Consider the following 21,186-nt stretch of genomic DNA (forward strand, 5'->3'; position numbering starts at 1 on the left):
CGTATGCCCTCGGCACACTGTGAAGACCAAAATTGTCCATTTATTTTAAGTTAGATTGTTCAACTGCACCCGCGTTAAATTTAACGGCGAGAAAAATAAGCGGCATATAAGCAACTACCAATCCCAAAAACCCTTGCGCTGGGAATTTCATGACTAAAAAAGCAATGGGCAATAACCAAAAAATATTGATACACAGCACAGCGACAGTAACGGGTAAATGACCAGCAAACTTACGCGATGCGAACTGGTAGCCGTGGCTTCGGTGGGCCTCATACACCTTATCCCCTCGAAGCAATCTGCGAACCAACGTAAAGGTCGCATCGCAAATAAACACGCCGAGGATAATCAGCCAAGCCCAGATAAAGCCCGGCTCAGCCCGCGCAGCTTGTAGCGACAAAATACCCAACGTGATCCCCAGGAAACCGCTACCTGCGTCACCCATGAATATTTTAGCCGGAGGTAAATTCCAAAAAAGGAATCCGGCTACCGCCATTGCGAGTATCGCCGGTGCCCAAATCAGATCACCAGCGCCGAAAAGAAAGTAAATGACGCACATGCCTAAACAGGCAGTGATTGCTTCAACGCTGGCTAGGCCGTCGATACCGTCCATGAAATTATAAAGGTTGAGCATCCATACAAGATAAAACACTGCCAGCACATGACCTACCCAACCCAAGTCTATAACGAATCCTGAAAGACTGAGGGGGGGTAATCCACCGAGCCAAAACAGTGCCCATAGCGCCGCTGCGAAATGACCTAACAACCGCCATCGCGCCGCGATATGCCCATGGTCGTCCATAAAACCGATCACCGCGACCAAACTCCCGGCGCCGAGCAACCCAGTTAACCAGGCATAAGGTTGTAATTGCAGGCATCCGAGCAACACTAACGAAATCAAAAACATCACGACAATTGCAACCCCGCCGCCACGCGGAGTAGGAATTGAATGGGAACTCCGTTCGTTGGGGATGTCCATAATGCTTCGATGCAATGCATAGCGTCGCAACAGCGCCGTCAACGCTAAAGATAAAAACGCAACTATCGGAAAAATATACCAGTACTTCATTTAGTTTGCTCGTTCAGAAAATGTTCTGCTGTCTTACGTAACCCTTGATCCACAGTGATCAACGGGCTCCACTCCAACAAGCAGCGAGCTTTGGTAATGTCGACTTGCAGAGAACCACACAGCCGTTGAGAAAGTGCAGCCTTACCCAATAGCTTAGCGCCTGCTTTCAGCACCCCTTCAGGCACAGACAGCAGGCGTGCGGGACTGTTCAAAACATTTGCGAGTTTTTGTAATAGTTGCGTAGTAGAAACATCCTCACCATCACTCACCAAAAATGTCTGATTGCAAGCGGCGGGGTGATTCACGCACGTGAGGATAAAGTCCACCAGATTATCCAAGGCCACCAGACTGCGCTGATTCCGTATCGCTCCGAATGGCAACGGTACACCCCTTTGCAACCACTTCATCATGCTTTCGAAATTGGCGGTCACGCCCGGACCATAAACGAGTACTGGGCGAATAATGACAACTTCCAGGCCTGTCTCGGCAGCGATCAGACGTAAGCCTGCTTCGGCCTCCATTTTGGAAATGCCATACGGATCAACGGGCGCTGGCACATCAGTTTCCCGGTATGGATGACCAGGTACGGTGCCCTCCCCATTCACTTTTACCGAACTGACGAAAATGAAACGCTTAGCCCCAGCCATTGCTGCGCTGCGCGCCAGATTGAGCGTGTGCCCGACATTAACCAGACGAAAAGCAGCCAGAGGATCAGCCTCTGTATCGTTCATGACGTGGACACGTGACGCGAGATGGATCACGACCTCAGCGCCTCTCAGCGCGTCGAGATCAGTATCGATAACGGAGAAATCGGGCACGTGGTGATAAGTAACATCTTGGGCGGGCTGCGCGGGCATGCGACGAACTATCGCACTTACCTGATAATCCGCAACGCTTATCAACGTCTCAATTAAACGTCGTCCTACAAAACCACTGCCACCGGTAACCAATAGGTTGGTCATTTCTTCTGTCTCAAAATTGCCAATACAGCGCACAATGCTGTGAATACGATTTTATCGCGAAAACGTCTACGACACTTATAACCGGAGAAGGCTAAACGAATTAGGCCGAACCGACGCAAACTAATCCACTGCTGGACGAATGGCGTATTTTCAACACCCGTCAACCTCGAAATCAAAGCTGCCTGATTCAGCCACCATCCATTGAAAACTTGTGACAGTCGAGCTTTGAAAGCTTTTAAACCGCTGTTCACTCCAACCTGGTTGTTACCATGTTGCCGATAACGCATATATGAGTGAGCGTCTATGATCCACTGATACCCGTGAGTACGACTAAAGGCATAGCAGTACCAATCGTGAAGGGTCACTTTCTGCACAGCCGAAAACCGATCAGCAATATGCTGCTGTAGATCGGCAAATAATTCTTTTGAGAACACGTACGTACACCCTGGGCCAGCGGCTTCGAACAGATGATCGAACTGCACTTGGGGTTGAGACTTAACGATAAGTGTTTCTTTGCCATCAGGCCAAAATGCCGTGACGTTACTTGAATAACCCTGAGCACCCGCCAAAGACATGGCTCCAACAGCCTCAATCAACTTGTTGGGCAGCCAGATATCGTCTTGATCGGCAAAGGAAAAGTAATTACAGTCGTTGAGTGGCGCATCGTTGATCAGCCTAAAAAAATTAGGTGCAGCGCCCCCGAACTTTTTCCCGTGCTCAAGGATAATGACATTCGGATTACGCTCAGACAACGCACTGACCCACTCCTCAGTCCCATCACTTGAGCTGTCGACGCTGATGAGCAATGTCACCGAAACACCGTGCTGATTGAGTATTGAATGGACCTGATCGGAGATCCATTGCATACCATTATAAGCAGCGAGAAGAACAAGAAACTTAGGTTCCACAACTATACCTGAATAAAATCAAGAAAAGACCGAGCGATAATCTTCGACCATCTTCAAAGATGAAACGTAGAAAACGGCGGCCATCCCAACCAGCATTAACCCATAGAGAAACCTGCTTCGATAGTCAAATAATCGCATCAACATAACGAAGCAAGCCATATCAAAAAAGCCAAAAATCTCGGCAGCTCTCAATGAAAAAGAATCGTTCCATGAGAGGGAAATCTGCAGGGCCAAACCGATGGCCGACAGACTTAAAATAAAACGCTCAGCTTCTGTGAGTCGTTGATACAGTACAATCAAAATCCCTGTAACCAATGTCATACGCGTAATAAAATAGAACGAAAATAATGACAGTGCGCTCGTATGGTACTCGCCGTTAATATAAGGCGCCAGGCGACTGAACCCACTCAAACGATCAGCAAATCCTGAAATGAGAGTACTCAACGCAAAAGCTAAGCCCAACAGCACAACAATGCTAACGCGTCCGACAAATCTAAAGCCAAGCATAACGAGGGCGAAACAAGGAAGAAATGTGATGACCGAAAGGTGAAAGCTAAGCGCTAAAAAATAATAAATCAGGCCCTTGGTTTTCTGTCCTGTGTAAAAAAACATCATGCCACAGGAGGCGAGTGCTATCGCAACGCCCACACGCACCTGAACCATATCTTGAACGATATAGAATCGAGAAAAAATCATAAAGAAAAGCAGATAAGAAAAACAACCACGCAACGCTATGTTTGAGAAAATCGATTTGGCATATAGCGAAATCAATGAAACAAAAGAAAAAAACACATAATCTGGCAGACCCAGCCAATGAATAAAGCTGAACGTCAGTAAAAACCCTGGATCTTTGAATTCTTCAAAGATTGACTCAGGCGACGTACCGACCCGATAGAGCCAGCTAATATAATTTAAATAGTCAGGCGCCATATCAGGCGCGCGCAGGCCTGCAAAAAGAAATAGAAATAAAAATAAAACAGCAAACAAAGGGCGTGAAAGTATTACTATGTTTTTTTGGTCGCGCACCAACGAAAAAAATCCGCAGGATAACGCAGTAAAAAAAACTAAAAAGTACAACATCAAAACCTACCTTTGAACATGTTACGCGCGATGCCATCATACAAAGCTTGGCACAACAATTTTGCAGAATAAAACTTCCTCCTGGAACACAACGTATAGCAAACAATATAATAAGGGACCTTGCGCGCGAACTCAAAACGCGTCTGAATACGCGTGTTACTCCACATAGCGAGATAAGCAGCGTTGCGCACAATAAAGTAGTTTCTAAAATCACTATGCAGAGTAATTCTTTTCCCTAAAAGTGTTACAAACTCATCACCAATACTGTGACGCATTGTAACAAGTGGCGTCAAGTACGAGCCATAACCAGCTAAGGAGGCTCTCTCGCCCCACTCTATATCCACCCAATCAATGAACAAACTTTCCTGCATCAACCCCACGACGTTAAAAACACTCGTGCGAATTAAGGAACCGGAAGCGATGATGTAATTACTGAGCACCGGCAGTGTCGAGTTTAAATCGATATCAATCTTCTTAGTGCCAAAAAAAGACGGCCTGAGTATCGGCGCAGCGTCACCTGTTTTTTCATCCACAAAAACAGGTCCTATTGCACCAACTTTAACGCCCATATCAAGCAACTTCGTCTCCTCGGCCAACAGTGTGTCGACGGTGCCGGGTAGCAATTCGCTGTCTTGATCGAGCAGCAAAACATGTGAATAGCCCGCTTGTTCAGCCAGTTGGGCACCGACATTATGTGCACGAGCTATACCGTAGTTATCCTCAAGGGCTTTATAAAACAATTTTTCATCATCAAACCTGCCCGCGTAATCATCAATACCTGATGCGGGTGTATTATCAATAATATACACACGCTGAACTTGCTCGTGAATACTGAGCAACAATCTGTCCAGTACGACCAAATCAGGTTTAAAAAGCACTACTACTGCGGCAACGGAAGCATTCATATTAATATTCTTAAGAAATAGTTAACGTAGAGAAGCAAATGAATCAAGCATTTTTCTTGCTATCGCCGACCATTCATAGGCTTTCACGTCTTGTTCTGCATTAGCCCGCATAGTGGCTAACGCTTGCTCGTCCAATTGAAGATACTGCAGTATCTGAGAAACTATCTTCTCAATCGTTACCCGGTACACATACAGTGAATTACTTTCAGTGGCCGGCCCGTAATTTGAGACGACTATACAACCTGACGCCAGAGACTCTAAACACGGATAGTGAAAGGCATTGTCCTGCAGAAGCCCGGTGGCGATAAACAAGTCAACGCTTCTATAAAACGCCGCCAAGTGCTCATCACCATGAGGCGCACTCATTTCAATAAAGTCGTAACTATTCAAATCAACCGTTTTAGGAAGCTCGAAAGCCACTTTTAAGATCAAATTCTTACCGGTGGTTGCTCTGACAATTTTTACGGCCTGCACAATCTCATACGTCCCCTTCCAAGCCAGGCCCCGACCTATGCATCCTACAACTATTTCTCCGGACGGAAACGGCCTCGGAGAAAATTTGAATACGTCTAAATCAATCCCAGGTTCAACAACGCATTTTGCTTTTAACAGCTTATAGCTTTGGTAAATTTCGCCATTAACAATTCGCCGGAGCGGTAAGAAATACGAAGCCGACGCCATGAGATAGCCAAAAAAACCTATAAAACTTTTCCTGTCATAAAAGCTGGGCTCATAAGCCTGAATATAGTAAAAACCTTTACCTGTACCCAGGGCACCCAGCGCGACCGGGAAGGCAGTTAAATTATAATTCGCCAGAAAAACGTCATATTCTTTCCGATGCCTTAGAACAAACAGGAACATGCCTATGAGGTTAAAAATCCCCCGCAGCACCGGTATCCGATTAAAAACATTCTTAAAAACTCTGACATTAGCGAGCGTCGGATAGTAAGGCTTGTTAATGAAATGCGGACCTAAAAAATCGACTTGGTGGCCGCTCTCTATTAACTCGCTAGACAGTCTCGACAATACCCTCATCCCACCGGCGCTTGAAAACGCGAGCATCGGGATTAAAATTTTCATTGGGCGCTCTTCATCGACGGGTCAGTTTGACCCTTGGAATGGGTACTCAGTGCGTACATCACACAAACAGCCATAATAATCCAATAAAGGAAATAATTGAATGCATAGGCTTCAACCACTCCATCAAACCCATGCCACCGTGTGAACAGCAAAACCAAGAAGTACCATGACATGGAAAACAGCACCTCCGTGACGATATATAACTTATACATAGCCTTGCCGAGCATGACATAAGCAAGTATCCAGCTTCCCACTTTCATCACATCACCAATGAGCTGAAAAGCGAAGAGATCCCTCATGGGTAAAAATTGCTTGCTAAACAAAACAGAAATAACAAAATCGCGTAAAAAATACACAGCTGCGCAGCCTAATATGGCAACAGGAAGCACAATTTTATAACCGTCAATTACTTCTTTCAGAATCGCATTATAGCCGAAAAGCTCTGAAAGACGAGGCAGATAGTAAACGCCTAGCGTCGTTGTCACCAGCAAGAGATAGGCGCTACTTAGCCGCCACATCGCTTCCCAATAACCAGCGTACTCGATGCCGAACTCGTTTGTTAAATGGTCCCGGATCAATATTTGAGCGATTGGAAGACACACAGCAGTCGTCAACGCCATTGCAGCATACTTACTTAAATCAACAGCGACGCGTTTATCGAACCGTCCAAAAAAATATTCGACGCGAAACCAGTCTGCATGCCTGCATAGGAAAACAGTCGTAACGAACGCCAGCGCCTGATAGATACCGAGAGAAACCAACGCCCCATAGAGCCCTAAAAACCAGGTGAGTAACCCCGTAACTATCAAAGACAAGACGCTGCCGGCAATGTTAGCGATGACTAATGTCTTTACATCTTTTTTCCCATTGATTATAGCCATCAATAAAGCATTTAATGTAAAAAAAACTAAAGATAAAGCGACCCACAAAAATACACTGGCATATTCTTCTTTTTTAAAAAAATACAACGACAACCTATGGCTAAACACCGCTACCGCAATGCCCACAGTCAGAGAGCCTACAACCGCCAAAGCGGTTGAAGTCTTCCAAACCGCGTGCTGCTTGCTCGGCTCTTCAGCGTATTCAGCTGTGTATTTGGTAACACCAGTATTAACAGCACCACTGGAGAGCGTTATTATCATTGTAAGAGCGTTCTGTAGTTGCCCCAATGCTGCATAACCTGACGGCCCAACATACAGCGCCAAGATCTTATTGATTCCCAAAAGGGTCAACATCTTAACGACAACAGCTATCCCATTAAAAAAGCTGGTCTTAACGAGGTTCATTTAGTTTCTTTAGCCACAAAGCTGTTGCATGCCTGAACGACCGCTTCAGCATCGCTCAGTGACATCGTTGGGCCGATAGGCAAGCTCAAGATCTGACTGTGTATTTTTTCTGAGACCGGAAAAGAGCACCCCGCTAATTCAGCATAGGCCTGCTGGTGATGTGGAGGAATAGGATAGTGAATCAACGTTTGAATGCCCGCTCGCAAAAAGTGATCTTGGAGCGCAGCTCTTTGCTCACAAAGAACAGTGTAAACATGCCATACATGACGTGTATTCTGCGAAGGCTCGAAACCTTCGGACTCAGGCAAAACAATGGCAGGGTTGTTAATGGTCCTGGTATACAAGTCGGCAATCTGACGGCGGTGAGCCGTTTGATCGTCCAGATATTTTAGCTTTACACACAAACAAGCCGCCTGAATCTCGTCCAGTCGGCTATTCATTCCACGGTACAGATTCTTGTACTTTTCGTGAGAGCCGTAATTACGTAAAGCCCTCAGCGTCGACGCCAGTACGTCATCGTTTGTAGTAATTGCACCTGCATCGCCAAGCGCACCAAGATTTTTTCCGGGATAGAAGCTGAAACCGGAAGCATGGCCCCAGTTACCAGCTTTCCTTCCATCAACGCTGGCCCCATGGGATTGAGCAGAGTCTTCCAGCACGAGCAGGCCAGATCGTTCAGCGAGCGCCATGATGGCTGGCATGTCCGCAAGACGACCATATAAATGCACCGGCAGAATAGCTTTGGTTCTGCTAGTAATTGCAGCCTCAGCGTTAAGGGGGCATATATTAAACGTTGCTGGATCTGGCTCTACCAGAACGGGTGTCAGCCCATTCTCCGATATGGCGAGAATACTCGCGATATAGGTATTTGAAGGAACCAGAATTTCATCTCCTTCGCACAAGTAGCCCAATTCCTTCCAGGCGCGGATGACCAGCACCAGAGCGTCAAGCCCGTTGGCGACGCCAATGCAATGCTTAGTTCCGCAATACTCAGCATAGCGCTGTTCAAACTGCTGCAGTTCGCTCCCACCGATGTACCAACCGGAATCGATTACTCGGGTGCACGCATCAACCAGTTCCTGGCGGCACAGGTGATTGATTGATTTCAAATCGAGAAAACTTATCATTTGGTCAAGTACCTAATAACTTTAGCTGGATTACCAACAACGACTGCACGATCAGGAATGTCGGACACGACTACAGCGCCCGCACCGACCATTGCGTCCTCACCAATCGTCACGCCTGGCAAGATCGTCGCGTTGGCACCGATGCTGGCACCTCGTTTGATAATGATCCCTGAAAAAATCTCCGGGTAGACTTTGGAACGAGGCATAGCGTCATTCGTAAATGTGGCGTTAGGTCCGATGAAAACATCATCAGCAATAACCGTCCCTTCCCAGAGAAATACGCCCGACTTAATGGTGACGTTGTTGCCTACCGATACACCGTTTTCTATCAGTGTATGCGCACAAACGTTGCAGTTTTCACCAATGACCGCGCCGTCGAAAATCACTGCAAACTGCCACACTCGAGTGTCTTTTCCGAGGCGTGTGCTTTTCACATCGGCGAGTGGATGTATTTTAGGCATGTTTTGTCAGCTCCAAAAACGCGTCGTAATTCCGAATGTAGTCTTGCTCGTCGTAATAATCATCGGCTAACACTAACAACACACAATCTGCACTAAACTCATGCATTTCGTGCCAAATCATTTTATCGATGACAATCGCCTTGTCAGAGGCGTCCAACCAAACTTCTTCTTTATTTACTCCGTCGTCCATTTTCATCAGGCAACGTCCTGACACACAGACCGCGACTTGAGTTAGCTCTTTATGCGCGTGAAATCCACGAGGCACGTCCACCTGCGTATCGGTCAGGTAATAGACACGCTTTATAGCGAAAGGGATACTTCTGTTGTTTTCAAGCGCTATAAGGTGACCGCGATGATCACCCAACTTCTTAACATCTAAAAAGTTAATTAAACTCATCCCACAACTACCGACAGGCTTTCAACGCCTGGGGCTTCATTATCTTTATCACTGATAATGTAATCTTCAAATCCCGGCCATTCAATGGAAAGTTGAGGATCGCTCCAATGAAGTGCACCCTCCGATTGTTTATCGTAATAATCCGTCGTTTTGTACAAGAAGTGCGTATTGTCTTCTAACGAAACAAACCCGTGCGCAAACCCTTCCGGAATCCACAGCATGCGGTTGTTATCAGTGTTTAGTTCAACGCCAACCCATTGCAGATAGGTGGCTGAACCGGGACGGATATCGACGGCAACATCATAGACTGAGCCCCTCACAACCCGGACCAGTTTTCCCTGTGCGTGGGGTGCACGCTGAAAATGCAGGCCACGCAACACCCCTTTAGCGGAATAGGAGTGATTGTCTTGAATGAATGCATTCGGGACAGACAAACCAAGATCCTGCAGCGCCGCATGAAATTTTGCTTGGTTGAAACTTTCCATGAACCAGCCACGCGCATCTGCGTAAACAGCCGGTTCAATTATGACGACGTCCGGGATCGAGGTCTGGATCAGTTTCATTTATCAGAAGCCTCTTTGAGTAGCTTCTGCAGATACTGCCCGTAGCCGGTTTTCTTGAGCTTTTCAGCTTGCTCACTTAGTTGCTTTGCCGAAATCCAACCACTGTTAAAGGCGATTTCTTCAAGGCAAGCTACTTTAAGCCCCTGGCGGTGCTCAATGGTATGAACAAAGTGGCTCGCTTCAAGTAACGATTCGTGAGTACCTGTGTCAAGCCAGGCGAAACCTCGACCTAACATTTCCACCGTTAATGACTTGTCGTCCAGGTAAGCCTTGTTTACATCTGTAATCTCGAGTTCACCACGCGGCGAAGGCTTGATGTTCTTTGCGACTTCAACAACACGGTTATCGTAGAAATACAAACCTGTCACTGCATAGTTTGACTTAGGCAGAGCTGGCTTCTCCTCGATGCTGAGCGCACGGCCAGTGTGGTCAAATTCGACTACCCCAAAACGCTCAGGGTCCGAAACATGATAACCAAACACAGTCGCGCCGGAGTTTTGAGACATCGCAGAGCGAAGATTATCAGAGAAATGCTGGCCATAGAAAATGTTGTCGCCCAAGATCAGGCAGCACGGATCATCACCAATAAACTCTTCGCCGATGATGAAAGCTTGCGCTAATCCGTCGGGGCTCGGCTGTTCTGCATAGGTGAGTTCGATACCGTATTGGCTACCGTCGCCCAGCAATTTTTTGAAGCACGGCAGGTCTTCTGGAGTAGAGATAATCAGGATTTCGCGCATCCCAGCTAGCATCAGCACGGACAGCGGGTAGAAAATCATCGGCTTGTCAAAGATGGGCAACATCTGTTTGGACACGCCCAACGTCAAGGGGTGCAAGCGCGTACCAGAACCGCCTGCCAGGATGATGCCTTTGCGTTTAATAACCGTCATTTCTCTAAAACTTCCTTTAACATCCGAGTCACACCACCGCGCCATTCAGGCAGGTGGATGGAAAAAGTCTGACGCAGTTTCTCGGTATTGAGCCGTGAATTCAATGGTCGACGGGCAGGCGTTGGGAACTGCGATGTTGGAATAGGGTTTACAACCTGTACCTGCATCGGCAGCGCCAGAGATCTGCCGTAATCAATAACCAACTGGGCGTACTCGTGCCAAGAGGTAAACCCAGCGGCAGCCACATGATAAACGCCAGCTACCGACGGATCTACCATTGCTTGCCTGACAGCGACTGCGCATACATCGGCGATAAGATCTGCACCAGTAGGCGCGCCTATCTGGTCCGCAATGACGTTAAGTTCGTCGCGATCCGCAGTGAGTCGCAACATCGTCTTGGCAAAGTTATTGCCTCTTACGCCGTAAACCCAGCTTGTACGAAAAATAAGGTACTTGCAGCCTGACGCCACAATCGCCTGCTCGCCCATCAGTTTGGTAGTGCCATAATAATTGACTGGAGAAACAGGGTCGTTCTCCTGCCAAGGCGCGTCGCCTTGGCCGTCAAATACATAATCCGTGGAAAAATGCACAAACCAGCATCCGAGCTTGTTCGCCTCTTCAGCGATTGCCGCCACCGCCGTCGCATTGATTAGCAACGCCAGATCCTTATCGGACTCAGCCTTGTCCACTGCAGTATAAGCGGCTGCATTGACGATTATGTCCGGAGCTACTTGCTGGATCGTGGCGCGCAAGGATTGGACGTTGGCAAGGTCGCCGCACAGACCATTGCTTAGATTGCGATCGAGCGCGACGACAGTGCCCAACATCGCAAGCGAACGTTGAAGCTCCCAACCCACCTGGCCATTTTTACCTAGCAGCAAAATTTTCATGTCAGGCTTTACGCTCGGTGTAGTTTTTTTCGATCCACTGCTGGTAGTTACCACTTTTCACGTTCTCTACCCAACCTTGGTTGTGCAGATACCACTCAACCGTTTTGCGAATACCCGAATCGAATGTCTCTTCGGGCTTCCATCCCAGCTCACGCTGAATTTTGCTGGCGTCAATCGCATAGCGCTGGTCATGTCCTGGACGATCCTGAACGTAGGTGATCAGTTGCTCGTGCGGACGATGCGGCGATTCAGGGCAAAGCTCATCCAGCAAGGTACAAACGGTGTGTACCACCTCGAGATTCTTCTTCTCATTGTGACCGCCAATATTGTAGGTCTCGCCGATTTCGCCCTCAGTTACCACTTTGTAAAGAGCGTGGGCATGATCTACCACGTACAACCAGTCACGAACTTGGTTACCCTTACCATAAATAGGCAGGGGCTTGCCTTCGAGTGCATTCAAGATAACCAGGGGTATCAGCTTTTCAGGGAAGTGGCAGGGACCGTAGTTATTCGAGCAGTTCGTTACGATTGCCGGTAAACCATAGGTTCGCGCCCAGGCCCGCACCAAGTGGTCGGAACTTGCTTTGCTCGCTGAATAAGGCGAGCTGGGCTGGTAGGACGTCTGCTCGGTAAACAGGTCTTCCGGACCATCAAGGTCACCGTATACCTCATCAGTAGAGATATGATGGAAGCGAAAGCGCTGTTTGGCCTCAGGATCAAGCCCCATCCAGTAATGACGTGCCGCCTCCAGGAGCGTGTAGGTCCCTACGATATTGGTCTGAATAAAATCCGAAGGGCCACTGATCGAACGGTCAACATGGGACTCCGCCGCAAGGTGCATGACGGCATCCGGGCGATGTTCTTCAAAAACCCGCTTGAGTTGGTCGGCATCGCAAATATCAACGCGCTCAAAGCTATATCGGCTACTCGTGGCGCTTTCTCCCAGTGACTCCAGATTGCCGGCATAGGTCAATTTATCGAGATTGACCACCGAATCCTTGGTATTTGCAATGATATGGCGGACAACCGCCGAACCAATGAAACCAGCGCCACCGGTCACTAATATTTTCAAAACACTCTCCTTAAACTCAAACAGCGCTAGAAGCGCTCATTCGTCATTACGCTTTCGCACTTGACTTTGGAAAAATAACGAACCAGGAGGAACACTGTATCGTGATGACTCTTCGCGATCAGCTTAATCTTGCCTCGCTTGGTCGTTAACACAGCTCCCTTCGAAGGGCCTGAAATACCCACCGTCTTGACGCGTTTGCCTGAGGCTCAAAAAATGCACACGCATAAAAACGGCTTTTTTGCTCTTATGAGTTCGACAGACGTTCGCCGAATCCCTCACGTGCGCCAAACTACGTACGATAGCCTGTATCAACACTGATCTCGACGTGTTCCTTCACACAAAAAAATATCGTTCTAGTTTTTTGATTCGATACTTTTCGAAACTCCGTTCGGCACTCGAACTCTTGGTAGAGCTCAACGCGGAACGTTGGTTCAAACACGGCACCGAAATGCCATGGCAAAAGATTTATGCGCCTATGAAGCAGTTCCGCGTCCTATCAACGCGCGCCATACCCATCGACGGATGCCCCAAGCGACCATCTTCAGCCTTGAGATGATACCGCCCGATCAACGCAGCCAATCCTAACACCTGCGCCCTCTCGAGCAGTAAAGGTCCGCGACGAGTTTTTTCACCATGTATAGAAATCTTTCTCGGAGCACCATAACCGCGTCAAAACCAATTCGAAAGCTGAAAGATTCAGCGTCGCTTATGGCTGCGGGCATAAATTCAAGAATCAGGGTTACCCAACCTTTCGCAGAAAAATGAGCACACGCCAGACAGCGGTGCTCTGAGGATCGAGGGCGATGAAAGCCATCCGAACATAAAGACAGTTCGATCAAGCACCCCATGCTGCTCAGCTACTTCTGGACAGCATGGGTTGAGCACCACTGATTGACTTAGCATCGATAAGCGCACGAGCGGGAGCGGTCGAAGCGCTATCCGCTGCAGAAGCGCCGCAGACGAGAGCCTGATGCCTGATGAGCGCAATGAAACAGCCTATACAGCCTCGCCGATCAAACCAAGAACCACTATGAGTAGGCGATTTGGTATAGCTGGCGCCAACGGCTCAAGGGCCTGCTGATCGATAGCGACCAACTTGAGGGTCGACATATCAGCATTCAAATGACTCAACCGGGTCATCTCTGCACGTACCGGTTGAACACCCGCGAGGAAAACATCCTCATTTTTTCCGCGCGTTCAGCACTTCAATTTCGCGGTTGGTAGCCAGCAATTGAAACTCCTTCGCGATCTGCGCGACGCGAGGATCCGCGAAGTCATCCGACTTGCGCTGCCCCAGCGCGGCAAGCTCAGCCTTAAGTGCCTCCCACCCATAAAACAAAGGGGTGTTTGCTGGTTGTTCACTTCGTTGCGAATCACGCTGCCGGCACGGGTATTGGCGGGCTCAGCGAATGAAAACAACGTAGCAGGTTTTCGCATACCCAAGGATCCGGCAATTCCTATCGCTTCATTCAGTTGAAAGATACGATCACTGCGTAGCACTTTCAATTGCGCACTCAAGGCACTCAGCTCATCCTGCAACTGTGCACGTTTTAAAGCATCGACCTCACGTAACGAACCGGTTTTGGCTTCTTTCTCGACATTGTAGTTCGAGCGAGCCGAGTCAATTTTTCCTTTGAGCTCACTGAGCCGGTTTTGGACGATGACATTCACGCCAGCACTGATTTGTTCACGCGTAGTGCCGATGGCGTAGTCGACCCGACCATTCAGGATAGCAACCCGGTCAATACCCTTGGGATAAATCATTTCGAGCTTGATATAAGCACCCGGTAAATTTTTTTATCCGGATCGGGCAACGGCAACTGAATCGAATTGCGGTTGAACGATTCGAAACTCAGCTCCAGTGTTTCTACAGGGCGAACGAAGCTTGCGAACAGCTTCTGATTGGCTTTGAAGAAAGCCAGGCGAGTATCGTACGACTCCAGCGCCTCGCCCACCCTTGCGCAGCGCGTCGGCCGGTAATTGGTAAGCTTCGGAGCGATTCAGCGCATCCAGTTCATTGATGGCTTCAGGGCGCAGCACCACGCTGACCTTGTACTGGGGGGTTGCCATAAACGCGTAGACCCGTGCAATCAACGCAACCGTTAAACTCACTAGAAGCAGAAGCTTTTTTTGAAGGTAGACGACTTTTAATAGCTCTATTAAATCTATGGCGTCAGAGGATCTTACTGGGGGGAGCAGAAGCTACTAATCACAACAAAAACCTGCCGTCAAGGAGAAACTGCGGGCTCGTTATGCATACTACATTGTGTGTTTTATTTTAATTAGATACTCATCAGAACCCAGCGTCGCTTCTGAGTCTTGAGTGCAAAAAATGCCTGTTATCGAGGCACAGATTCCATTTTGCCACCTCCAAAACATATTTCAAGCTTCTAAATGTCTGTAGGCCATTTCTTAAAATGCTAGCAAAGCGTTCCCTGGAGGTGTCTGTGCAGGGGGGTGAAGAGAGAAAAATGGAGCATCACCGATATGGCACCAATACCACCGTAGATTTTACGGCACGAAAATCCAAAGATTCACAAAACTGCGCACAACTTGGCGGACGGGCCACGAAGAAATTATCTGACAAACGGTGTCCGGAGCACTCCAACCGATCACTGCAAAGTGAGAGGCCTAACCGCTCAATTATGGGTAGCATGCCTCGACTTAACACGTCGCCCACGAAACAAGACGCTTAGCAAAGGCCCAATCAGCAACCCCACAATCAAAGCAACTACCACAAATACCGACACCGGCATCTGCGCAGTCGCCAACCCCGAGAACGAGAGAGACACGCCCTGCTGATTTTCCAGCACAAACCCTAAAACTATCAGTACAGCTGCCAGTACTGTCAGCAACAAAAACACGCGCTTGATTCCTCGCATAACCATCTCCTGCCCAAAAACAGTCAGACGCCTTCTTCCTCGTCTTCGTTCACCCGGTCCCGCAATTCCTTTCCAGGCTTGAAGTGAGGTACAAACTTGCCATCAAGGCTGACCGACTGCCCGGTTTTTGGGTTACGGCCGACGCGCGGTGCGCGGTAATGCAAGGAGAAACTGCCAAATCCACGGATCTCAATCCGATCCCCAGTAGCCAAACATTGGGACATTTGCTCAAGCATAGTCTTGATAGCCAGCTCTACATCCTTGGATGAAAGCAGCCCTTGATGGGTGACAATTCGTTCGATCAACTCCGACTTCGTCATATTTTTCCCTTCTTTTTCAAGCAGCTAGGAAAAGCGCTTCAAAGGTTTTAGCATGACTTGATGAATTTGAACAGCCCACTAGACAACTTATCTGCTGCACAGGCGGACACCCGCAACATGCGCCTTTGAGCCTCAATTACAGATCACCAGCATAGTGCGAGTTACTGCGCCAGCGGGATTCCAGCCGAACGGATAGTCGCCCTCTTCGTCCTTGGCATCGCTGGATCGGGTGATGACCTTATAGCCTTGCATCTTGCATTCGCGGGCAGCGCGCTTCTCGCACTTGCTCCAATTGCCACCAAGGCCCGAGCAGTCGACCTCGATACCACTGACACCGCGCTTGACGTGAGTTTTGGCGCTGGTGGTAGAGCAGCCGGCAAGCATGACTGCAGCGAAAATTAAAATAAACTTGTTCATCGAAATCCTTATTGAAACAACATCGCTGACAACCGTGCTTTTAATAAAACTATAGCCAGTTCTGACACTGTGCTGCGCACCTTGGTTCTCGGTATTGATTCAACGAATTTCAGGCACAAAAAAGGGCGACCGAAGTCGCCCTTTTTCTATGGTCTGACAGAACTTAGTTCTGTTTTTCCATCTGTGCACGCAGCAGGTCGCCCAGAGTGGTAGGACCAGCAGAAGGCTCAGAAGAGGCTGGCTTGTCGCGCAGGCTCTGAATGGCTTCTTTCTCTTCGATCTCGTCTTTCGACTTGATGGAGAGCTGGATTACACGGCTCTTGCGGTCAACGCTGATGATCTTGGCTTCTACTTCCTGGCCTTCTTTCAGAACGTTACGTGCGTCTTCAACGCGGTCACGGCTGATTTCGGAGGCTTTCAGAGTCGCTTCGATATCGTCGGCCAGAGTGATGATGGCGCCTTTAGCGTCAACTTCTTTCACAGTGCCTTTAACGATTGCGCCTTTGTCGTTCTCTTGAACGTACTCGGAGAACGGATCGCTTTCCAGTTGCTTGATACCCAGGGAGATGCGCTCGCGCTCTGGGTCAACCGACAGGATAACGGTGTCCAGCTCGTCGCCCTTCTTGAAACGACGAACAGCTTCTTCGCCAACTTCGTTCCAGGAGATGTCGGACAGGTGAACCAGGCCGTCGATGCCGCCGTCCAGACCAATGAAGATACCGAAATCGGTGATCGACTTGATGGTGCCGGAGATTTTATCGCCCTTGTTGAACTGGCCAGAGAAATCTTCCCATGGGTTAGATTTGCACTGCTTGATGCCCAGGGAGATACGACGACGCTCTTCGTCGATGTCCAGAACCATAACTTCCACTTCGTCGCCGACTTGTACGACTTTCGAAGGGTGGATGTTTTTGTTGGTCCAGTCCATTTCGGAAACGTGTACCAGGCCTTCCACGCCTTCTTCCAGCTCTGCGAAGCAGCCGTAGTCGGTCAGGTTGGTAACACGCGCGGTTACGCGAGTGCTTTCTGGGTAACGAGCTTTGATAGCAACCCATGGATCTTCGCCCAGCTGCTTCAAGCCCAGGGAAACGCGGTTACGCTCACGATCGTACTTCAGAACCTTGACATCGATCTCGTCGCCAACGTTGACGATTTCAGAAGGATGCTTGATACGCTTCCAAGCCATGTCGGTAATGTGCAGCAGGCCATCGACGCCACCCAGATCGACGAATGCGCCGTAATCGGTGAGGTTCTTGACGATACCTTTGACTTGTTGGCCTTCCTGCAGGGATTCCAGCAGAGCTTCACGCTCGGCGGAGTTCTCTGCTTCCAGGACGCTGCGACGGGAAACGACAACGTTGTTGCGCTTCTGGTCGAGTTTGATGACCTTGAATTCGAGTTCTTTGCCTTCCAGGTGCGTGGTGTCGCGCACTGGACGAACGTCGACCAAAGAACCTGGCAGGAACGCACGGATGCCGTTAACGTCGACAGTGAAGCCGCCTTTAACCTTACCGTTGATAACGCCCTTGACCACTTCTTCAGCTGCGAAGGCTGCTTCGAGAACAATCCAGCATTCAGCGCGCTTGGCTTTTTCACGGGACAGCTTGGTTTCACCGAAACCGTCTTCAACCGAGTCCAGAGCAACGTGAACTTCGTCACCGACATTGATAGTCAGGTCACCAGCATCGTTGTAGAACTGTTCCAGCGGGATCAGAGCTTCAGACTTCAGACCAGCGTGAACGGTTACCCAGCGAGCTTGGTAATCGATATCAACGATAACACCGGTGATGATGGAGCCTGCCTGAAGGTTCAGGGTTTTTAGGCTTTCTTCAAAGAGTTCCGCAAAGCTTTCGCTCATTTTAATTCCTGTTGATAAGGGCGAAGAATACGCCCATCTCCACACCCCAGACGGTGTGGGTCAGTTTCAATTAAAAGAAGCACCGCAGGACTATGACTGGTCCCCTGCAGCCTTCTTGGTCACCCGGTGATATCGCGAATGGCGATTTCACTCAAGATGCGTTCCAGCACCTGCTCGATGGATAACTCCGTGGAATCCAGCTGTATGGCGTCAGCCGCCGGCTTGAGCGGGGCTACCGCACGCTGGGTATCACGCTCATCGCGTGCACGGATCTCATCTAGCAGACTCGACAGACTAACACCATCGACTTTGCCCTTCAACTGCAAGTAACGGCGGCGCGCCCGCTCTTCGGCGCTGGCGGTCAGGAAAATCTTCAACGGCGCGTCTGGAAACACCACGGTGCCCATGTCGCGACCATCCGCGACCAGGCCCGGCGGTTCCTGAAACGCCCGCTGGCGCTGCAGCAGCGCGTCCCGCACGGCCGGCAGCGCGGCAACCTGGGAGGCCCAGGAGCCAACTTGTTCGTTACGCAGATCATCGGTCACATCGTCGCCTTCGAGGATGATGCGTTGCGGATGACCTTCCGTCGCGCCGACGAACTGCACATCAAGATGCGCCGCCAGCAGCTTCAAGGATTCTTCGTTGGTCAGGTCGACGCCGTGGTTACGCGCGGCAAAGGCCAGCAAACGGTACAGCGCGCCGGAATCCAGCAGGCACCAGCCCAGGCGCTTGGCCAGAATGCCGGCAATCGTGCCTTTGCCCGAGCCGCTTGGCCCGTCGATGGTAATCACCGGTGCTTTGATATTCACAATTGAGCCTCTTGGGCAACACGAATGCCGACATGGGCACACAGTGTAAGAAAGTTCGGAAAAGATGTAGCCACATTGGCACAGTCACGGATACGAATCGGCGCTGTCGCCCGCAGGGACGCCACACTAAAGGCCATAGCAATCCGGTGATCGCCATGGGAATGCACCTCGCCGCCGCCTATCAGGCCACCGTCAATGATAATCCCATCGGGTGTCGGTTCACACTTCACGCCCAACGCCAGCAGACCGTCGGCCATTACCTGGATACGGTCGGATTCCTTCACGCGCAGCTCTGCAGCGCCGCGCAACACGGTACGGCCCTGAGCGCAGGCCGCCGCGATGAACAACACCGGAAACTCATCAATCGCCAGCGGCACCAACGCCTCAGGAATCTCGATGCCATTCAGCGCAGCAGCACGCACGCGCAAATCGGCGACTGGTTCACCGCCGACCTCACGCAGGTTTTCCAGCGTGATGTCCGCACCCATCAGCCGCAGGATATCGATCACACCGGTCCGTGTCGGATTGATCCCCACATGCTCCAGCAACAGCTCGGAACCCTCGGCAATCGACGCCGCGACCAGAAAGAATGCAGAAGAAGAAATGTCCCCCGGCACCTCAATATGCGTGGAGGTCAACGCATGGCCCGACTCAACCGACGCCGTAGCGCCCTGCACCTGCACCGGATAACCGAAGCCGCGCAGCATTCGTTCGGTGTGGTCACGGGTCGGTGCAGGCTCGGTCACCGAGGTTTTGCCCTCGGCATACAAGCCCGCCAGCAACAGGCAGGATTTAACCTGCGCGCTGGCCATTGGCAGCGTATAGGTCAGGCCTTTTAATGCCTGACCTCCGCGAATGGTCAACGGCGGACGCCCTTCCGGCCCGGTTTCAATCACCGCGCCCATTTCGCGCAGTGGCTTGGCCACGCGGCTCATCGGGCGCTTGGACAGCGAAGCATCGCCGGTCAACACACTGTCGAAGCGCTGCGCCGCCAGCAAGCCGGACAACAGCCGCATCGACGTTCCGGAGTTGCCCAGGTAGATCGGCCCCGGCGCCGGCTTCAAGCCATGCAGGCCAACCCCATGGATGGTCACGCGCCCATGGTGCGGCCCTTCAATCACCACGCCCATGTCGCGAAACGCCTGCAAGGTCGCCAGGGCATCTTCGCCCTCAAGGAAACCTTCAACCTCTGTCACGCCATCAGCCAGTGAGCCGAGCATGATCGAGCGATGGGAGATCGACTTGTCGCCCGGCATCCGAATCTGTCCGCTCAGGCGGCCACCCGGGTTGGCGAGGAAGGTCTGCTCATCGGCGTTCACAGCAGTTTCCATATAGGCCCGGCGCGCCAGAATTTTGCTGAAGTGCTCACGCGCCACCCGCGCACGGGTGAACACGCCCAGTAATTGATGGCCGTCCCCCGCATCCACCGCGTCGCGCAAGGCGTCGAGGTCGCTGCGGAAGGTGTCCAGGGTGCGCAGCACCGCCTCGCGATTGGCAAGGAAGATGTCATGCCACATCACTGGATCACTGCCGGCAATACGCGTGAAATCGCGGAAACCACCAGCGGCGTAGCGGAAAATATCGAGATTCTCGTTACGTTTAGCCAGCGAATCCACCAAGCCAAAAGCCAGCAAATGCGGCAAATGGCTGGTCGCCGCCAGCACTTCGTCGTGACGCTCGACCTGCATGTGCTCGACATCCGCACCCAGTTCACGCCACAGGCGATCGACCACAGCCAAGGCTGCCGGGTCGGTTTGCTCAAGCGGCGTCAGGATCACTTTATGACGACGGAACAACTGCGCATTGGACGCCTCGACACCACTCTGCTCGGAACCGGCAATCGGGTGGCCCGGCACAAAACGCGCAGGCATGCCGCCAAACGCCCGTTGCGCCGCGCGCACCACATTGCCCTTGGCACTGCCGACATCCGTGAGAATTGCCTGCCCCAAGTCCATGCCGGCCAGCAAGGCCAGCAGCTTCTCCATCGCCAGAATCGGCACCGCGAGCTGGATCACGTCCGCACCCTGGCAAGCCAGCGCCAAGTCTGCTTCACAGCGATCCACCACGCCCAACTCAACCGCCAACTTGCGCGATTGCGGGTCCAGGTCCACACCGACCACTTCGCCGCACAGTCCGCTTTCACGCAGACCTTTGGCAAACGAGCCGCCGATCAATCCCAGACCCACCACCACCAGGCGACCGATCATAGGCAC

The 21,186-nt window shown here is 50.6% G+C and carries 22 protein-coding genes; all 22 read right to left on the reverse strand.

Features of this window, described 5'->3' with window-relative positions:
* Positions 1–40 precede the first annotated feature (40 nt).
* Positions 41–1,066: an MraY family glycosyltransferase gene (locus ACP7B3_RS13935; protein WP_145163175.1), complete on the reverse strand. Its 1,026-nt coding sequence runs from the start codon at positions 1,064–1,066 to the stop codon at positions 41–43.
* Positions 1,063–2,028 (reverse strand): UDP-glucose 4-epimerase family protein, encoded by a 966-nt coding sequence (locus ACP7B3_RS13940; RefSeq protein WP_145163173.1) that lies wholly within the window; start codon positions 2,026–2,028, stop codon positions 1,063–1,065. Before ACP7B3_RS13940 ends, ACP7B3_RS13935 begins: the two co-directional genes overlap by 4 nt.
* Positions 2,025–2,936, reverse strand: coding sequence for a glycosyltransferase (locus ACP7B3_RS13945; protein WP_256676488.1), 912 nt, complete (start codon positions 2,934–2,936; stop codon positions 2,025–2,027). The genes ACP7B3_RS13940 and ACP7B3_RS13945 overlap by 4 nt, the downstream gene beginning before the upstream one ends.
* A gap of 18 nt (positions 2,937–2,954) precedes the next feature.
* Positions 2,955–4,016, reverse strand: a complete 1,062-nt coding sequence (locus ACP7B3_RS13950; protein WP_145163171.1) for an EpsG family protein — start codon at positions 4,014–4,016, stop codon at positions 2,955–2,957.
* Positions 4,016–4,921 (reverse strand): glycosyltransferase family 2 protein, encoded by a 906-nt coding sequence (locus ACP7B3_RS13955; protein WP_145163169.1) that lies wholly within the window; start codon positions 4,919–4,921, stop codon positions 4,016–4,018. Before ACP7B3_RS13955 ends, ACP7B3_RS13950 begins: the two co-directional genes overlap by 1 nt.
* Before the next feature lie 21 nt (positions 4,922–4,942).
* Positions 4,943–6,001: a glycosyltransferase family 4 protein gene (locus ACP7B3_RS13960; protein ID WP_145163167.1), complete on the reverse strand. Its 1,059-nt coding sequence runs from the start codon at positions 5,999–6,001 to the stop codon at positions 4,943–4,945.
* Complete coding sequence (locus ACP7B3_RS13965; RefSeq protein ID WP_145163165.1) at positions 5,998–7,287, reverse strand: O-antigen translocase; 1,290 nt, start codon at positions 7,285–7,287, stop codon at positions 5,998–6,000. The genes ACP7B3_RS13960 and ACP7B3_RS13965 overlap by 4 nt, the downstream gene beginning before the upstream one ends.
* A complete protein-coding gene (locus ACP7B3_RS13970; protein ID WP_145163163.1) occupies positions 7,284–8,414 on the reverse strand; it encodes a DegT/DnrJ/EryC1/StrS family aminotransferase in 1,131 nt (376 codons plus the stop codon). Before ACP7B3_RS13970 ends, ACP7B3_RS13965 begins: the two co-directional genes overlap by 4 nt.
* Positions 8,411–8,875 (reverse strand): acyltransferase, encoded by a 465-nt coding sequence (locus tag ACP7B3_RS13975; protein ID WP_145163161.1) that lies wholly within the window; start codon positions 8,873–8,875, stop codon positions 8,411–8,413. The genes ACP7B3_RS13970 and ACP7B3_RS13975 overlap by 4 nt, the downstream gene beginning before the upstream one ends.
* Positions 8,868–9,272: a sugar 3,4-ketoisomerase gene (locus ACP7B3_RS13980; RefSeq protein WP_145163159.1), complete on the reverse strand. Its 405-nt coding sequence runs from the start codon at positions 9,270–9,272 to the stop codon at positions 8,868–8,870. Before ACP7B3_RS13980 ends, ACP7B3_RS13975 begins: the two co-directional genes overlap by 8 nt.
* Complete coding sequence (gene rfbC, locus ACP7B3_RS13985; RefSeq protein WP_145163157.1) at positions 9,269–9,835, reverse strand: dTDP-4-dehydrorhamnose 3,5-epimerase; 567 nt, start codon at positions 9,833–9,835, stop codon at positions 9,269–9,271. Before rfbC ends, ACP7B3_RS13980 begins: the two co-directional genes overlap by 4 nt.
* Positions 9,832–10,725 carry a glucose-1-phosphate thymidylyltransferase RfbA gene (gene rfbA / locus ACP7B3_RS13990; RefSeq protein WP_145163155.1) on the reverse strand — a complete coding sequence of 298 codons (894 nt, stop codon included), beginning with the start codon at positions 10,723–10,725 and terminating at the stop codon, positions 9,832–9,834. The genes rfbC and rfbA overlap by 4 nt, the downstream gene beginning before the upstream one ends.
* Positions 10,722–11,615, reverse strand: coding sequence for a dTDP-4-dehydrorhamnose reductase (rfbD, locus tag ACP7B3_RS13995; protein WP_145163153.1), 894 nt, complete (start codon positions 11,613–11,615; stop codon positions 10,722–10,724). The genes rfbA and rfbD overlap by 4 nt, the downstream gene beginning before the upstream one ends.
* A gap of 1 nt (position 11,616) precedes the next feature.
* The gene (gene rfbB, locus ACP7B3_RS14000) at positions 11,617–12,687 is read right to left on the reverse strand and encodes a dTDP-glucose 4,6-dehydratase (RefSeq protein WP_426179216.1); all 1,071 of its coding nucleotides are present in this window, start codon (positions 12,685–12,687) and stop codon (positions 11,617–11,619) included.
* A gap of 1,197 nt (positions 12,688–13,884) precedes the next feature.
* Positions 13,885–14,451, reverse strand: a complete 567-nt coding sequence (locus tag ACP7B3_RS14005) for a hypothetical protein (RefSeq protein WP_426179218.1) — start codon at positions 14,449–14,451, stop codon at positions 13,885–13,887.
* A 33-nt stretch (positions 14,452–14,484) separates the two neighbouring features.
* Positions 14,485–14,799 carry a hypothetical protein gene (locus ACP7B3_RS14010; protein ID WP_426179220.1) on the reverse strand — a complete coding sequence of 105 codons (315 nt, stop codon included), beginning with the start codon at positions 14,797–14,799 and terminating at the stop codon, positions 14,485–14,487.
* Positions 14,800–15,326: 527 nt separating this feature from the next.
* A complete protein-coding gene (locus tag ACP7B3_RS14015) occupies positions 15,327–15,569 on the reverse strand; it encodes a LapA family protein (RefSeq protein WP_426179222.1) in 243 nt (80 codons plus the stop codon).
* A 23-nt stretch (positions 15,570–15,592) separates the two neighbouring features.
* Positions 15,593–15,889, reverse strand: coding sequence for an integration host factor subunit beta (ihfB, locus tag ACP7B3_RS14020; protein WP_003218804.1), 297 nt, complete (start codon positions 15,887–15,889; stop codon positions 15,593–15,595).
* Positions 15,890–16,021: 132 nt separating this feature from the next.
* Positions 16,022–16,306: a hypothetical protein gene (locus tag ACP7B3_RS14025; RefSeq protein ID WP_242193867.1), complete on the reverse strand. Its 285-nt coding sequence runs from the start codon at positions 16,304–16,306 to the stop codon at positions 16,022–16,024.
* Between the two features lie 163 nt (positions 16,307–16,469).
* Positions 16,470–18,164: a 30S ribosomal protein S1 gene (rpsA, locus tag ACP7B3_RS14030; protein ID WP_064451489.1), complete on the reverse strand. Its 1,695-nt coding sequence runs from the start codon at positions 18,162–18,164 to the stop codon at positions 16,470–16,472.
* A 119-nt stretch (positions 18,165–18,283) separates the two neighbouring features.
* The gene (gene cmk, locus ACP7B3_RS14035) at positions 18,284–18,973 is read right to left on the reverse strand and encodes a (d)CMP kinase (RefSeq protein ID WP_145163144.1); all 690 of its coding nucleotides are present in this window, start codon (positions 18,971–18,973) and stop codon (positions 18,284–18,286) included.
* A complete protein-coding gene (locus tag ACP7B3_RS14040; protein WP_426179512.1) occupies positions 18,970–21,180 on the reverse strand; it encodes a bifunctional prephenate dehydrogenase/3-phosphoshikimate 1-carboxyvinyltransferase in 2,211 nt (736 codons plus the stop codon). The genes cmk and ACP7B3_RS14040 overlap by 4 nt, the downstream gene beginning before the upstream one ends.
* Positions 21,181–21,186 lie beyond the last annotated feature (6 nt).

The sequence above is a fragment of the Pseudomonas sp. TWRC1-2 genome (assembly GCF_049896685.1).
GTDB lineage: Bacteria > Pseudomonadota > Gammaproteobacteria > Pseudomonadales > Pseudomonadaceae > Aquipseudomonas.